Raw genomic sequence first — 15,706 nt, 5'->3', positions numbered from 1 at the left:
CCGTGGTGTAGTGGTTAACATGCCTGCCTGTCACGCAGGAGATCGCCGGTTCGACCCCGGTCGGGACCGCCATTTTATATAAAGAAAAGAACGAAACAAATTGTTTCGTATTTTTTTATTTGTTTTAACAAAAAACTAATAAAGACAGTCAAACTATCCTTAGGACAACTCCTAAGGACTTTTTTATATATTCAAAACCTGTATAATAAAGAGCAGAGAACATTGTGAGTAAAGTAGGTGAAGTCTGTGAGCAAATATGAAGTAACAACAAAATCTTCTGCGGAAACACAAAGGTTATCAGAAAAACTAGGTGAACTCGTAGAGGCACAAGATGTAATTATTTTAGAAGGAGATCTTGGAGCTGGGAAGACGACTTTTACAAAGGGGCTAGCAAAAGGTCTTGGAGTGAAAAGAGTTGTAAATAGTCCTACCTTTAATATTATTAAAGAATATAAAGGAAGATTACCACTATATCATATGGATGTGTATCGCTTAGCAGAAAGCGAAGAGGACTTAGGCTTTGATGAGTATTTCTACGGTGAAGGAATTACGGTAGTGGAATGGGCTCATTTAATAGAAGCATATTTACCGAATGAAAAGTTACAAATTAGTTTATTCCATGCGGGAGATGACACAAGAAAAATTATACTCGAGCCAATTGGAGATCGCTATATTAGATTATGTGAGGAGCTATTACAAGATGAAAGTACTAGCAATTGATACTTCAAATTACGTAATGGGTGTATCCCTTATTGAGGAAGGAAACGTGATTGGGGAAATCATTACAAATTTGACGAAAAACCATTCTGTACGTCTTATGCCAGCTGTAGAGCAACTGTTAAAAGAATGTGGTGTAAAACCGAAGGAATTAACTAAAATCGTAGTAGCTGCTGGACCTGGATCATATACAGGTGTTCGCATAGGCGTGACAGCGGCAAAAACATTAGCTTGGTCACTTCAAATACCAATTGTAGGTGTATCAAGTTTAGAGGTAGTAGCTGCAAACGGTGTTAACTTTAATGGATTAATTTGTCCTTTATTTGATGGAAGACGTGGGCAAATCTATACTGGATTATATACATATGAAGGAGAGCAGTTAACTTCAATAGAAGAAGACCGAATTATTCTTATTGTGGACTGGTTGCAAATGTTAAAAGATAAAGGACAGCCTGTTTTATTTATTGGTAATGATGTTAAATTGCATAAAGAAATAATTATAGAACATTTAGGTGATCAAGCTGTATTCGCTCCGTTTACTAAAAATAATCCAAGACCAAGTGAGCTAGCATTCTTAGGGTTACAAAAAGAAGAACAAGATGTGCATACGTTTGTTCCGAGCTATCTTCGTTTAGCTGAAGCTGAAACAAAGTGGTTAGAAAGTCAAAACAAGTAGGGGCCTTGCAGAAGATGGATATGATATTTAGAAAGATGGAACTTGATGATATTGCTCAAATTGTAGCTATTGAAGAAGTGTCTTTTTCAACTCCTTGGACTGCAGATGCCTTTCACCGTGAATTAACGATGAATGAACATGCACATTATATTGTGTTAGAAAAAGATGGTCGTGTAATCGGATATTGTGGATTGTGGATAATTATTGATGAATCACATATAACAAATATAGCTATTTTGCCAGAATACCGAGGTCAAAAATTAGGAGATGCCTTATTGAAAGCAGTTATTTCAGAAGCGAAAGAACTAGGGGTAAAAACAATGACGCTTGAAGTACGTGTATCAAATGAAGTAGCAAAGCAGTTGTACAAAAAATATGGATTTCAAAATGGTGGAATTCGTAAACGATACTATGCAGACAATCAGGAAGATGGTCTTGTAATGTGGGTGAATATATAATGGAAAAAAATACGATTATATTTGGGATTGAAACAAGCTGTGATGAAACAGCGGTAGCGGTTGTTAAAAATGGAACGGAAATTATTGCGAATGTCGTTGCATCACAAATCGAAAGTCATAAACGTTTTGGCGGGGTTGTACCAGAGATTGCATCCCGTCATCATGTAGAAGAAATTACAGTTGTGTTAGAAGAAGCTTTAAAAGAAGCAAACATCACATTTGATGATATTGATGCAATTGCTGTAACAGAAGGGCCTGGTTTAGTAGGAGCACTTCTAATTGGGGTAAATGCAGCGAAGGCAGTAGCTTTTGCACATGATATTCCGCTAGTCGGTGTTCATCATATTGCTGGTCATATTTATGCGAACCGTTTAGTAAAAGAAGTTCAATTCCCGCTATTATCACTTGTTGTATCTGGTGGGCATACAGAACTTGTTTATATGAAAGAACATGGTTCATTTGAAGTAATTGGTGAAACGCGAGATGATGCAGCTGGAGAAGCATATGATAAAGTAGCTCGTACGTTATCTATGCCATATCCAGGTGGTCCTCATATTGATCGTCTTGCACATGAAGGAGAACCAACAATTGATTTGCCTCGTGCATGGCTAGAACCGAATTCATATGATTTTAGCTTTAGTGGATTGAAATCAGCAGTTATCAACACTGTGCATAACGCGAAACAACGTGGTATAGAAATTAAACCAGAAGATTTAGCGGCAAGTTTCCAAGAAAGTGTAATAGATGTACTTGTAACGAAAGCAGCTCGTGCAGCAGAGGCTTATAATGTAAAGCAATTACTTCTTGCTGGTGGAGTAGCTGCTAATAAAGGACTTCGTGCGCGATTAGAAGAAGAATTTGCACAAAAAGAAAACATTGAACTAATTATTCCACCGCTATCTTTATGCACAGATAATGCAGCAATGATTGCAGCGGCAGGGACAATTGCGTATGAACAAGGCAAGCGTGCAACATTAGCCTTAAATGCGAATCCAGGATTAGATATTGAAGCATAGTTATGCACATAATTAACCACAGCTTGTGGATAAAACCCATATTATCTGTTGATAATGTGGGTTTTGTTGTGTATATAAAGTGTTGATATCTTTTTTGTTAGTTGTGGGTAATGTGGAAAAGTTGTTTTGATAGCTATTTTATAAAGGTGGATATGTGTATAAGTTTGTGGATAAACTAGATGAAGTCTGACCTTTGAATATATTGTTTTTTGGGAAATAAAAAGTAAGAAGATATCCCTGAAAAACATTTTGAAATATCCTTCTATTATAGAGGGTGCTGATGTTGTCAATCCTTGTCGGTAAATCGATATTTCGTGTCGAATCGTTTATATATATAGGGTTACGATAGATGTATTTGAAAAATGGTTGATATATTCCGAGTTACCATTGATATATTCAAAAAATTATTTATGTACTTAAAGAAAAAAGATGTCACATAGTCAAAAATCATGACTGATGAGACATCTTCCTTATTTAAATACTCTTATACATGTAGCTCTTCCCACTCTGCCATACACGTTTCAAGTTGTTCTTGTAGCGTTTGTTTTTTAGTTGTAATTTCACTCGCTTTTTCATAATCTGCATATATTTCTGGTAAGCAAAGTTGATCTTCTAACGTAGCAATTTCTTCTTCTAAGTTTACGATGTTTTGTTCTAGTTCTTCAATTTTTCGAGTGCGTTGACGTTCTAATTGTTTACGCTCTTTTTCTTCGAGATAATTTAATTTTTCTTGAGCTACAGTTTTTTGAACAGGTGCCTGATTTTCTTGCTGTTCTTGTTGTTCAAATGCTGCGCGTTCAATCATTTCATTTTTCTTCTCCACATAGTAATCGTAATCCCCTAAATATTCCTGTGCACCTTCTGTTGATAACTCAACCACAGTCGTTGTTACACGGTTAATAAAGTAGCGGTCATGTGAGACAAATAGAAGAGTCCCTGGATAATCAATTAAAGCATTCTCTAAAATCTCTTTACTATTTAAATCAAGGTGGTTCGTAGGCTCATCCAGAATTAATAAATTTGACTTTTGCATCATAAGTTTCGCAAGAGCTAATCGAGCTTTTTGTCCACCACTAAGGGAAGATACTGGTTTCAGTACATCATCTCCTGTAAATAAAAAGTTCCCGAGTATAGTACGGATTTCTTTTTCAGGTTGCAGTGGATATTCATCCCATAGTTCATTTAAAACCCGTTTAGAAGATGTTAAGTTTGCTTGTTCTTGATCATAATAACCAACAGATACATTTGATCCGAAAGAAACATCGCCATTTAATAGTGGTAACTTATTCACAATAGATTTTAATAATGTGGATTTCCCAATTCCGTTTGGACCAACTAAAGCAACACTATCTCCGCGAGTTAAGCGCATAGTTACGTTTTCAATTATAGGGTCCTCATCATAGCCAATGGTTGCATCCTTTACTTGTAAAACATCATTTCCACTTTGCTTTTCAATATCGAAGTGGAATGATGCTGACTTAGAATCACCTAATGGTCTCGTTAATAATTCCATTCTGTCTAGTTGTTTACGGCGACTTTGAGCACGTTTCGTTGTAGAGGCGCGAGCTATATTCTTTTGAACGAAGTCCTCAAGTTTTGCGATTTCATCTTGTTGTTTTTCGTAACGTTTCATTTCTTGCTCATATAATGCTGATTTTAAGTCTAAATATTTACTGTAGTTACCAACAAATCGTCTGCTTTCTTTATTCGAAATTTCATATACTTGTGTAACGAGTTTGTCTAAGAAATAACGGTCATGTGAAACGATTAATATTGCGCCAGGATAACCTTGTAAATATTGCTCAAGCCATGTTAATGTTTCGATGTCTAAATGGTTTGTAGGCTCGTCCAAAATAAGTAAGTCTGGTTTTGTTAATAATAATTTCCCGAGAGCTAATCTTGTTTTTTGCCCACCGCTTAAAGTAGAAATCGTCGTCTGGTGCGTTTCAACTGGGAAGCCAAGGCCGCTTAAAATGGAGCGAATATCCGCTTCATATTGATATCCACCTTGATCTTTATAATTGAGTTGCAATTGGTCATAATCAGCTAACAATCTTTCATATATAGCTTCGTTTGAAAAGTTTTCTTCTTTTCCCATTTCTTGCTCAAGCCTTCGAAGTTTTGTCTCCATTTGCTGTAAGTGGGTAAAGACGGTTAGCATTTCATCCCAAATTGTTAAAGACGTTTCTAGGCCGGTATTTTGAGCTAAATACCCGATTGAGACATCTTTCGGTTTTATAATTTCGCCACCATCATGTGATAATTCACCAGCGATAATTTTTAATAATGTAGATTTTCCAGCTCCATTCCTTCCAACTAATGCGATACGATCTTTTGTTTGTACTTCCAATTTTATGTTTGCAAGAATTGTTTCTGCACCGTATAATTTCGAAAGTCCATTTACTTGTAATAAAATCAATGTTTTCACCTCAAATAATTTCTTAACTTTGCCATGTTTATATTTCTCAATCATACTAAAAATAGTGTATAGTTTAAAATAAGAGAGAATACTTCTTCTCTTTATTATACAAGGAATTTAATGAGTGCTAAACTTCTGTATTTGATTAAAGTATATGAATAAAGATAGGAAGAGAGGAGAGGTCATATGGATCAGCAAAAGATTCCACAAGCCACTGCTAAAAGATTGCCTCTATACTATCGATTTATCCAAAACTTATCTCTTTCTGGTAAGCAGCGTGTTTCATCGGCCGAATTGAGTGAAGCGGTAAAAGTAGATTCCGCAACAATACGAAGAGATTTTTCGTATTTTGGAGCGTTAGGGAAAAAGGGATACGGATATAACGTAAATTATTTATTATCATTTTTCCGCGAAACACTTGATCAAGATGATATAACGCGTGTAGCACTTATTGGAGTAGGTAATTTAGGGACCGCTTTCTTACATTATAATTTCACGAAAAACAATAATACAAAAATTGAAATGGCATTTGATGTTAGTGAAGAGAAAGTTGGAACAGAAATCGGGGGCATTCCTGTATACCATTTAGATGAATTAGAAGAGAGATTATCAAATGATATACAAGTGGCAATATTAACAGTACCGGCTACAGTAGCACAAGCTGTAGCAGATAGATTAGCTGAAACGAGCGTGCATGGTATTTTGAATTTCACACCAGCACGATTAAACGTATCAGAGAATATTAGAATTCATCATATTGATTTAGCTGTAGAGTTACAAACATTAGTTTACTTTTTGAAAAACTATCCACAATAAAACGCAGAGGAAGCGACCTCTGCGTTTTATTATTGTTTCTTCTTTGTGAATTTAACTAATATAAGGCGAAGTGCCAAATTAAAATCAATTGTTGCCATAACTGCAAATAGTATTGTCCACACATTCCAGATTGTATCTGTCACGTTCGTAATGGCGAAGCGTGTAAAGATACATCCAAGAAGGAAGTATAGTGCAGCCATGAACAATGGTGAGTTTCTCATACAAAAAATCCTCCGATAAAGCCTTGCATTTTTTCAGCTTCTTTAATCATTTCTTGAATTTGCTCATTGCTCATAAAAATTTGCCCAATAGCGACTAATGTATTCATCGCAACATGAGCTGCAATCGGAACGATAATACGCTTCGTCTTCACATATAAGAAGGCGAATACGAGCCCCATAGCAGTGTATACCAATAAGTGAGTAAAATCAAAATGGATTGCTGCAAATACAAGCGAACTAATGATAGCTGCAATAAAGAAGTTAAACTTCTTATAAAGTGTACCAAATAAAATTTTTCTAAATACGATTTCTTCCAAGATAGGTCCGATTATAGATACGACAATAAGGAACCAAGGTGTCGTTCTTGCAATTTCCATCAGTTTCATTGTATTTTCTGAACCTTGTTTAATTCCTAGCAGCTGCATCTCGATCATACCGGCAACTATTTGTGAAAAGAAAGCCAAGAAGAAGCCGATGAAAATCCATCCAATAGTAGCTGGAACAGAAGAGCGCATTGCATCTAAATGCCTGTCACGAATGTCTGTTCTAAGTAACCAAAGAACGATACATAATGCAACAAAGAAGCTAATAATCGCCCAGTGTCCCGTTATGATTTGTCCTTTTTCCTCCATGGTAAATCCTCTATTATCATAGAGTCCTGTTTTTAGGAGAAGTGGTAATCCAACAATTCCAGATAACTGCATTAAAATGTATGTAACGATAATCCACCAGTATTGTTTCTTCAAATAGTTTAACCATCCTTTCTAACTCTAGTGTATGAGATGAGGTAGGATAACATGTAAATATGTTATCTACGATATAAACTTTCATTCGAATTATGATTTTTTTGTAAATCCGTATTTGAAATTAAAGTAGGAGACAGGAAAAAGTTGTACGTTTAGCGAAAACAACTTAGGGTGTCTTTCATATTGTAACATACGAGTAGGGGAAACAACGATTCATATAGTAAAGGCAGTATTCTATATAGAAAGTTTATATAGTAATTTGCGAAAAAATTATGATTTTTTTACTTGCAAAAGAAATTGAGATTATTTATTATTATAAGTGTGTTAGCACTCGGATGACTTGAGTGCTAATAAATAAAATTTACATAACAAAATGAGGAGGTTATTGTTCATGCTAAAGCCATTAGGTGATCGCGTTGTAATTGAGCTTGTTCAAGCAGAAGAAAAAACAGCAAGTGGTATTGTATTACCAGATACTGCAAAAGAAAAACCACAAGAGGGTAAAGTTGTTGCAGTAGGTACTGGTCGAGTGCTTGAAAATGGTGAGCGTGTTGCTTTAGAGGTAGCAGCAGGTGATCTTATCATCTTCTCAAAATATGCAGGTACTGAAGTGAAATACGAAGGTACAGACTACTTGATTTTACGTGAAAGTGACATTTTAGCAGTTATCGGTTAATTATATAAATCTTAAAAAATCCAAGGGGGTCAATTATTATGGCAAAAGATATTAAATTTAGTGAAGAAGCACGTCGTTCGATGCTTCGCGGTGTCGACACTCTTGCAAACGCAGTAAAAGTAACGCTTGGACCAAAAGGTCGTAACGTTGTACTTGAGAAAAAATTTGGTTCACCACTTATTACAAATGATGGTGTAACAATCGCAAAAGAAATCGAATTAGAAGATGCATTCGAAAACATGGGTGCGAAATTAGTAGCAGAAGTTGCTAGCAAAACAAACGATGTAGCTGGTGACGGAACAACAACTGCAACTGTATTAGCGCAAGCTATGATTCGTGAAGGTCTTAAAAACGTAACAGCTGGTGCTAACCCAATGGGTCTTCGTAAAGGTATCGAAAAAGCTGTTACTGCTGCAATTGAAGAATTAAAAACGATTTCTAAACCAATCGAAGGCAAATCTTCTATCGCACAAGTAGCTGCTATTTCTGCAGCTGACGAAGAAGTAGGTCAATTAATCGCTGAAGCAATGGAGCGCGTTGGTAACGACGGCGTTATTACTTTAGAAGAGTCTAAAGGATTCACAACAGAATTAGACGTAGTAGAAGGTATGCAATTTGATCGTGGATATGCATCTCCTTACATGATTACTGATTCTGACAAAATGGAAGCAGTTCTTGATAACCCATATATCTTAATTACTGACAAAAAGATTTCTAACATTCAAGAAATCTTACCAGTATTAGAGCAAGTGGTACAACAAGGTAAACCACTTCTTATCATTGCTGAAGATGTAGAAGGCGAAGCTTTAGCTACATTAGTAGTGAACAAACTTCGTGGTACATTCAATGTAGTAGCTGTTAAAGCTCCTGGATTTGGTGACCGTCGTAAAGCAATGCTAGAAGATATCGCAATCTTAACTGGTGGCGAAGTAATCACTGAAGAATTAGGTCGTGACTTAAAATCTGCTACAGTTGAATCTTTAGGACGTGCTGGTAAAGTTGTTGTTACAAAAGAAAACACAACTGTAGTTGAAGGTATTGGAAATACAGAGCAAATCGCAGCTCGCATTGGTCAAATTCGTGCGCAATTAGAAGAAACAACTTCTGAATTCGATCGTGAAAAATTACAAGAGCGTCTTGCGAAACTTGCAGGTGGCGTAGCAGTAATTAAAGTCGGTGCAGCAACTGAAACTGAGTTAAAAGAGCGCAAACTTCGCATTGAAGATGCACTTAACTCAACTCGTGCAGCAGTAGAAGAAGGTATCGTTGCAGGTGGTGGTACTTCACTTATGAACGTATACACGAAAGTAGCTTCTATCGTAGCTGAAGGCGACGAAGCAACAGGTATCAACATCGTACTTCGCGCACTAGAAGAGCCAGTTCGTCAAATCGCAATCAACGCTGGTCTAGAAGGATCTGTAGTTGTAGAGCGTCTAAAAGGCGAAAAAGTAGGCGTTGGTTTCAACGCAGCTACTGGCGAATGGGTTAACATGCTTGAGTCTGGTATCGTAGATCCAGCTAAAGTAACTCGTTCTGCACTTCAAAACGCAGCATCTGTTGCAGCTATGTTCTTAACAACTGAAGCTGTAGTAGCTGACAAGCCAGAACCAAATGCACCAGCAATGCCTGACATGGGCGGCATGGGCATGGGCGGTATGGGCGGAATGATGTAATTCCGTTTGCCCTAAAAAACATCCATTTCTATATAGAAATGGATGTTTTTTTATGTTTTTTAGAAAAGGAAATGAATTTCTGTAGAATTTTGTCGCTTTCTCTCTTGACCATATTGATACTTCATTGTTAGAATCTAGGAAGATAATATAAAACGATCCTTCATATATCCTCAATGATATGGTTTGAGAGTCTCTACCGGGTTACCGTAAACAACCTGACTATGAAGGCAGTGTGTCTTATATTTATAAAGAGCGGAGACTATCTTTCTTTATAAAGCCAGACCCCTGCCTTTTCTTTGTTATGAGACTAGAGGCGGAGGACTGGCTTTTTTTATTATATTGGTAATGCTTTTCGCCAAATTGGTGAAAATATTTATATACGAGAACTAACGTTGGGGTGATTATTTTGAAGAAGCAACACGATACAATTATCGTTTTAGATTTTGGAAGTCAATACAATCAGTTAATAGCACGTCGAATTCGTGAGTTCGGTGTATACAGTGAACTTCATCCACATACAATTACTGCAGAAGAAATTAAAGCAATGAATCCAAAAGGGATTATTTTCTCTGGTGGACCAAATAGCGTATACGGTGAAGGTGCATTACATTGTGATGAAAAAATCTTCGAACTAGGTTTACCGATCTTCGGTATCTGTTACGGTATGCAGCTTATGACACAACACTTCGGTGGTAAAGTAGAGCGTGCCAACCACCGTGAGTACGGAAAAGCTGTTCTTAAAGTAGAGAACGAATCAAAATTATATGCGAACCTTCCAGAAGAGCAAGTTGTATGGATGAGCCATGGCGACTTAGTAACTGGTTTACCTGAAGGATTCGTAGTAGACGCAACAAGTGAGTCTTGCCCAATTGCTGGTATGAGCAATGAAGCGAAAAACTTATACGGTGTACAATTCCACCCAGAAGTACGTCACTCTGAGCACGGTAACGATTTAATTAAAAACTTCGTATTCGGCGTATGTGGTTGTTCTGAAGGATGGAACATGGAGAACTTTATCGAAGTAGAATTAGAAAAGATTCGTGAAACTGTTGGAGACAAAAAAGTACTATGTGCACTTAGTGGCGGCGTAGACTCTTCTGTTGTAGCAGTATTAATTCATAAAGCAATCGGCGATCAGTTAACATGTATTTTCGTTGACCACGGTTTACTTCGTAAAGGTGAAGCAGAAGGCGTTATGAAAACATTTAGCGAAGGCTTCCATATGAACGTTATTAAAGTGGATGCACAAGAACGCTTCATGAATAAGTTAAAAGGTGTAGAAGATCCAGAACAAAAACGTAAAATCATCGGTAACGAATTCATTTACGTATTTGATGATGAAGCATCTAAATTACAAGGTATGGACTTCTTAGCACAAGGTACACTTTACACAGATATCGTTGAAAGTGGTACAGCAACTGCGCAAACAATTAAATCTCACCATAACGTTGGTGGACTTCCAGAAGACATGCAGTTCAAATTAATTGAGCCTTTAAATACGTTATTTAAAGATGAAGTACGTGTATTAGGATCTGAACTAGGAATTCCTGATGAAATCGTATGGCGTCAACCATTCCCAGGTCCTGGTCTTGGTATTCGTGTATTAGGTGAAATCACAGAAGAGAAATTAGAAATCGTTCGTGAATCTGATGCGATTTTACGTGAAGAAATTATTAAAGCAGGATTAGACCGCGAAATCTGGCAATACTTCACGGCGCTTCCTGGTATGCGTAGCGTAGGTGTTATGGGTGACGAGCGTACTTATGATTACACAGTAGGTATCCGTGCAGTAACATCGATCGATGGTATGACAGCTGACTGGGCACGTATCCCTTGGGACGTACTAGAGAAAATCTCTGTACGTATCGTAAACGAAGTAAAACACGTTAACCGTATCGTGTATGATGTAACGAGTAAGCCACCAGCAACTATTGAGTGGGAATAGTATTGTAATAAAAAAGATCCATCTATCATTCATGAATAGATGGATCTTTTTGTTTTTGTTATTAATACGAACGAAAATATAAAAATTTATAAAATTGTTCGTTTTTAAATTGACAAAAACACTACCTCGAGTTAATATGAGTATGTAATTCAAACGAAAAGTGAATATTATGCCGTCGTATAATATCGGGGATATGGCCCGAAAGTTTCTACCTAGCTACCGTAAATGGCTTGACTACGAGGCGTTTGTATAAAGATGAGGGGAAACTTGTCTTTGTTTATAGAACGCTTCCATGTATATATGCAATGGAAGCCTTTTTTATTTCTCGGGATAAAAGAGGGCTAGGAGAAATGCGGCGAGTAATCATATAACGGGGGAAACGTAAGATGAAACGCTATTTTCAATTTGATGAGCTCGGTACGAATTATAAGACTGAGTTCATAGCGGGGTTAACAACATTTCTATCTATGGCTTACGTACTGTTTGTCAATCCTGCTACGCTGTCGCTTGGAAATGTTAAAGGGTTACCAGCAGGTACAGGGATGGATCCAGGTGCAGTATTCGTTGCTACGGCATTAGCGGCAGCAATCGGTTCGTTAATTATGGGTATTTTCGCGAAGTATCCAATTGCTTTAGCGCCAGGTATGGGAATTAACGCGTTCTTTGCTTATACAGCAGTGTTAACGATGGGTATTCCATGGCAAACGGCCATTGCCGGAACATTAATGTCAGGTATTATCTTTATTATTCTTACTGCTTCAGGTATTCGTGAAAAAATCATTAATGCAATTCCATCGGAGTTAAAGTTTGCAGTAGCAGCAGGTATCGGATTGTTCATTGCATTCCTTGGATTCCAAAATGCTGGAATTATCGTGAAAAATGATGCTGTTCTTGTTGGGTTGGGGGACTTAACAAAGGGCACAACGTTACTAGCAATCTTCGGGGTTGTTACGACAATTATCTTCATGATTAAGAAAGTTAATGGTGCAGTATTTTACGGTATGATTCTTACAGCGATCTTAGGAGTAGCAACAGGATTAATTGATACTCCGAAAGCTGTGGTGGGAGCAATACCGAGTCTAGAACCAACGTTCGGCGTGGCGTTAACGCACTTTGGAGATATTTTCACAGTTCAAATGGGGATTGTTATTATAACGTTCTTCTTTATCGATTTCTTTGATACAGCAGGTACGCTTGTAGCGGTTGCAAATCAAGCAGGATTAATGAAGAACAATAAATTACCACGTGCAGGAAAAGCGTTATTTGCAGATGCGATTGCGACTGTAATTGGTGCGATCTTGGGTACATCAACAACAACGTCTTACATTGAATCGTCTGCAGGGGTAGCAGCGGGAGGACGTTCTGGATTTACAGCAGTTGTAACAGCAGGATTCTTCTTACTGGCACTATTCTTCTCGCCATTACTAAGTGTTGTAACGCCAGCTGTAACGGCACCAGCTTTAATTATTGTAGGGATCTTGATGGTTTCTTCTTTAGGGGAAATTGATTGGAAGAAATTCGAGATTGCAGTGCCAGCATTCTTTACAATTATCTCTATGCCACTTACGTATAGTATCGCAACTGGGATTGCGATTGGATTTATCTTCTATCCAATTACAATGGTTGTGAGTGGTCGTCGTAAAGAGGTTCATCCGATTATGTATGTTATGGGAGTTTTATTCGTACTATATTTCATCTACGTTCGTAAATAAAAGGGGTTTTTTCAAAGGTCTAGACTTAAGGGGAGTCTAGACCTTTTTTGCGTCTTCAGAAAAACTTAAGGATTTCCGAGCGTTTTTCTTCAGAAGTTTTCCTATAATAGAAGTTAGGGATTAAAAAAGTAATGGGGGAGATATTGTGGCACACGAAACAATACTTGTCGTAGATGATGAAAAAGAAATTCGGAATTTAATTACAATCTATTTAAAGAATGAAGGATATAAAGTATTACAAGCAGGGGACGGAGAAGAAGGGCTACGTTTACTGGAAGAAAATGAAGTGCATCTAGTCGTATTAGATATTATGATGCCGAAAGTAGATGGTATTCATATGTGTATGAAAGTAAGAGAATCGAAAGAGATGCCTATTATTATGCTTTCTGCGAAAACGCAAGATATGGATAAGATTTTAGGATTAACAACAGGAGCAGATGATTACGTAACGAAGCCCTTTAATCCATTAGAGTTAATTGCACGAATTAAATCTCAGTTACGCCGTTATATGAAAATGAATGGTTTTGCTATTCAAAATGAGGACGAGCTAGAAATTGGAGAGATGAAAATAAACATCTCGACCCATAAAGTTATTGTAGAGGGAGAGGAAGTGAAACTAACCCCGAGGGAATTTTCAATTTTAGAATTGCTAGCTAGAAATCCAGGTATGGTGTTTAGTGCGGAGCAAATTTATGAAAAGGTGTGGAACGAACGATCTTTCCAGTCTGATAATACTGTAATGGTGCATATTCGAAAAGTACGTGAAAAGATTGAGGAGAATCCAAGGAAGCCTAGATATATAAAAACAGTATGGGGAGTGGGGTATAAGATTGAAAAAGATATTTAATCCGTTTACTTATATAAGGAAAATAAGAGAATTAATTGAGAAATTAGTAAAGAGCGTACGAAAGAGTATAAGGATTCAATTGATTACTACTTTTGCTGCTTGTGCCTTATTAGGGCTTTTGTCAGCAAAGGCAGCAGCGCCGTTTTTTGAGAATGCGAATCGTCAAGCAACTATCGATTATCGGGCTGGTATGGAACAAATTAATCACCAAGCTCAAGGAGCGGCAAATAGTTCGGTTCATGAAAATAAATTAGAAGCTATATCAAATATGATCGAAATGGAAAACCAAAATTTAGAGCAAGGGTCTAGAGCTTTGAAGATATTGGTTACTGATGAAAGTGGTAAAGTTTTATATAAAACAAAGCAAGCGCAAGAAGAGCAAATCGATTTGCATAATACGATTCGTAATGCAGCATCATTCGCGATTAATTATACAGATGGTAGAAATGTATTTGAAAGTACAAGAAAAGAGTTTATATCTTTTTCACCTATTACTATTGAAGGAAAGAATTTGTACATGTTTGTTAGCGGAATTCCAGAGGGAGAGGTAATATATGACACGCAAGAAGGACCATTCCCATTTTTAATTGGTGTCCTTGTATTCATCTTCTCTTTCTTCTATATAACAAAGAAAAAGATGAAGCAGATTGAAGCAATGGCAGAAGGTGTAAAGGAAATAGAAAAAGGAAACTTAGCGTACCGCATTGAGAAGAAAGGTGAAGATGAGATTGCGTCTTTAACTGAGAATATTAATAATATGGCGGAAGAGCTTATGAATAATATAGAAAAGGAACGTAAATTAGAGAAGCAGAAGAATGAGCTTATTACGAATGTATCTCACGATTTACGTACACCGCTGACTTCTATTATGGGTTACTTGCGATTACTTAGAGATTCTAAATATGAAAATAAAGAACAACATGATGAGTATACGAGAATTGCTTTTGCAAAGTCGGAGCAGTTAAAGAATTTAATAGAAGATTTATTTGAGTATACGAAGTTAACAAATGAGCAAGTTATATTAGAAAAACAAGAGGTTTGTATAAATGAGTTACTCGAGCAATTAATAGAAGAGTTAGTGCCGCAGGCAGAAGAGCATGGACTTACGTTTGTTAAGAAGTTTCCTGAGGAACGTGCTTATGCATCGATTGATTCGGAAAAGATGGTTCGTGTATTTGATAATTTACTAATGAATGCGATTAAGTATAGTAAAGATGATGGGGAGATAAAAGTTTCTCTTCAAAGGCAGCGCAGGGATATACAAATTGTAATTGCGAATCATAGTGAAGAGTTTACGAGAGAAGAGTTAGTGAATTTGTTTGAACGTTTCTATAAGAAGGATCAATCTCGAAGTAGAGTAACAGAAGGTTCTGGACTCGGGCTTGCGATTGCGAAAAGTATTGTTGAGTTACAAGGTGGTAGTATTCGAGCTGAATATGAGGAGGGTATTATTCGATTTATCGTCTCTTTACCTATTATAGAAAAATAATAAACGATAGCGTGCTACATGATAAAAAGGCTTATTTTAAAAAGAAATAAGTCTTTTTATATTTTTTTAGAAAAACATATTGACGATTGGAGTTTAGAGGTGTAGTATTATACGAGTCGCTGATGACAACAACGTCGAAAGCGGCAATCGAAATGAAAAACTTAGTTGACATTACAAAATAGAAATGTTAACATAAGGAAGTCGCAAATGAGCGACCGAGTAGTTCTTTGAAAACTGAACGAAACAAACAACGTGAAACGTCAATTTTTATTTTTAGATGCTAGACAAACTAACT

Annotated in this window: 14 protein-coding genes and 2 riboswitches; of the genes, 11 read left to right on the top strand and 3 right to left on the bottom strand. The window is 36.8% G+C overall.

Going from position 1 to position 15,706, the window contains the following annotated elements:
* The first annotated feature begins 246 nt into the window (after positions 1 to 246).
* The 4 genes from tsaE to tsaD are packed head-to-tail and all read left to right on the top strand — an operon-like array spanning position 247 to position 2,867.
* The gene (gene tsaE / locus MRP26_RS30525) at positions 247 to 720 is read left to right on the top strand and encodes a tRNA (adenosine(37)-N6)-threonylcarbamoyltransferase complex ATPase subunit type 1 TsaE (RefSeq protein ID WP_000049640.1); all 474 of its coding nucleotides are present in this window, start codon (positions 247 to 249) and stop codon (positions 718 to 720) included.
* Positions 701 to 1,393 (top strand): tRNA (adenosine(37)-N6)-threonylcarbamoyltransferase complex dimerization subunit type 1 TsaB, encoded by a 693-nt coding sequence (tsaB, locus tag MRP26_RS30520; RefSeq protein WP_023520858.1) that lies wholly within the window; start codon positions 701 to 703, stop codon positions 1,391 to 1,393. Before tsaE ends, tsaB begins: the two co-directional genes overlap by 20 nt.
* 14 nt (positions 1,394 to 1,407) lie before the next feature.
* The gene (rimI, locus tag MRP26_RS30515; RefSeq protein WP_000367207.1) at positions 1,408 to 1,851 is read left to right on the top strand and encodes a ribosomal protein S18-alanine N-acetyltransferase; all 444 of its coding nucleotides are present in this window, start codon (positions 1,408 to 1,410) and stop codon (positions 1,849 to 1,851) included.
* Positions 1,851 to 2,867 carry a tRNA (adenosine(37)-N6)-threonylcarbamoyltransferase complex transferase subunit TsaD gene (gene tsaD / locus MRP26_RS30510; protein WP_242807492.1) on the top strand — a complete coding sequence of 339 codons (1,017 nt, stop codon included), beginning with the start codon at positions 1,851 to 1,853 and terminating at the stop codon, positions 2,865 to 2,867. The genes rimI and tsaD overlap by 1 nt, the downstream gene beginning before the upstream one ends.
* A gap of 484 nt (positions 2,868 to 3,351) precedes the next feature.
* Here the strand turns inward: tsaD and MRP26_RS30505 are convergent, their stop codons facing one another.
* Positions 3,352 to 5,286, bottom strand: coding sequence for an ABC-F family ATP-binding cassette domain-containing protein (locus tag MRP26_RS30505; protein ID WP_217989926.1), 1,935 nt, complete (start codon positions 5,284 to 5,286; stop codon positions 3,352 to 3,354).
* 186 nt (positions 5,287 to 5,472) lie between these two features.
* Here MRP26_RS30505 and MRP26_RS30500 point away from each other — a divergent pair, with 186 nt between their 5' ends.
* Positions 5,473 to 6,102, top strand: coding sequence for a redox-sensing transcriptional repressor Rex (locus MRP26_RS30500; RefSeq protein WP_000372699.1), 630 nt, complete (start codon positions 5,473 to 5,475; stop codon positions 6,100 to 6,102).
* A gap of 29 nt (positions 6,103 to 6,131) precedes the next feature.
* On the opposite strand, the gene MRP26_RS30495 is transcribed toward MRP26_RS30500, so the two are convergent.
* Together MRP26_RS30495 and MRP26_RS30490 are read right to left on the bottom strand one after the other, a co-directional pair.
* On the bottom strand, positions 6,132 to 6,323 hold the full coding sequence (locus tag MRP26_RS30495) for a YdiK family protein (RefSeq protein WP_001246204.1): 192 nt from the start codon (positions 6,321 to 6,323) through the stop codon (positions 6,132 to 6,134).
* Positions 6,320 to 7,069, bottom strand: a complete 750-nt coding sequence (locus tag MRP26_RS30490; RefSeq protein ID WP_064531572.1) for a CPBP family intramembrane glutamic endopeptidase — start codon at positions 7,067 to 7,069, stop codon at positions 6,320 to 6,322. Before MRP26_RS30490 ends, MRP26_RS30495 begins: the two co-directional genes overlap by 4 nt.
* Before the next feature lie 391 nt (positions 7,070 to 7,460).
* On the opposite strand from MRP26_RS30490, the gene groES reads away from it, so the two are divergent.
* The 6 genes from groES (at position 7,461) to MRP26_RS30460 (ending at position 15,411) form a co-directional block, all read left to right on the top strand.
* Positions 7,461 to 7,745, top strand: a complete 285-nt coding sequence (gene groES, locus MRP26_RS30485) for a co-chaperone GroES (protein WP_000917311.1) — start codon at positions 7,461 to 7,463, stop codon at positions 7,743 to 7,745.
* A 38-nt stretch (positions 7,746 to 7,783) separates the two neighbouring features.
* Positions 7,784 to 9,418 (top strand): chaperonin GroEL, encoded by a 1,635-nt coding sequence (groL, locus tag MRP26_RS30480; RefSeq protein WP_001029992.1) that lies wholly within the window; start codon positions 7,784 to 7,786, stop codon positions 9,416 to 9,418.
* Between the two features lie 140 nt (positions 9,419 to 9,558).
* Positions 9,559 to 9,660, top strand: a riboswitch (purine riboswitch).
* Positions 9,661 to 9,824: 164 nt separating this feature from the next.
* Positions 9,825 to 11,363, top strand: coding sequence for a glutamine-hydrolyzing GMP synthase (guaA, locus tag MRP26_RS30475; RefSeq protein WP_000743908.1), 1,539 nt, complete (start codon positions 9,825 to 9,827; stop codon positions 11,361 to 11,363).
* A gap of 155 nt (positions 11,364 to 11,518) precedes the next feature.
* Positions 11,519 to 11,620: riboswitch (purine riboswitch) on the top strand.
* Positions 11,621 to 11,749: 129 nt separating this feature from the next.
* Positions 11,750 to 13,075, top strand: a complete 1,326-nt coding sequence (locus tag MRP26_RS30470) for an NCS2 family permease (RefSeq protein WP_000833096.1) — start codon at positions 11,750 to 11,752, stop codon at positions 13,073 to 13,075.
* A gap of 145 nt (positions 13,076 to 13,220) precedes the next feature.
* Positions 13,221 to 13,922 carry a response regulator transcription factor gene (locus MRP26_RS30465; RefSeq protein WP_000929891.1) on the top strand — a complete coding sequence of 234 codons (702 nt, stop codon included), beginning with the start codon at positions 13,221 to 13,223 and terminating at the stop codon, positions 13,920 to 13,922.
* Positions 13,906 to 15,411: a sensor histidine kinase gene (locus MRP26_RS30460; protein WP_200458880.1), complete on the top strand. Its 1,506-nt coding sequence runs from the start codon at positions 13,906 to 13,908 to the stop codon at positions 15,409 to 15,411. Before MRP26_RS30465 ends, MRP26_RS30460 begins: the two co-directional genes overlap by 17 nt.
* The last annotated feature ends 295 nt before the right edge of the window (positions 15,412 to 15,706 follow it).

This window comes from Bacillus sp. CCB-MMP212 (assembly GCF_022748145.1).
GTDB classification, from domain to species: Bacteria; Bacillota; Bacilli; order Bacillales; family Bacillaceae_G; genus Bacillus_A; species Bacillus_A cereus.
Note: the sequence above shows the minus strand (reverse complement) of the source record. Positions and strands in the feature narration are given on the sequence as shown.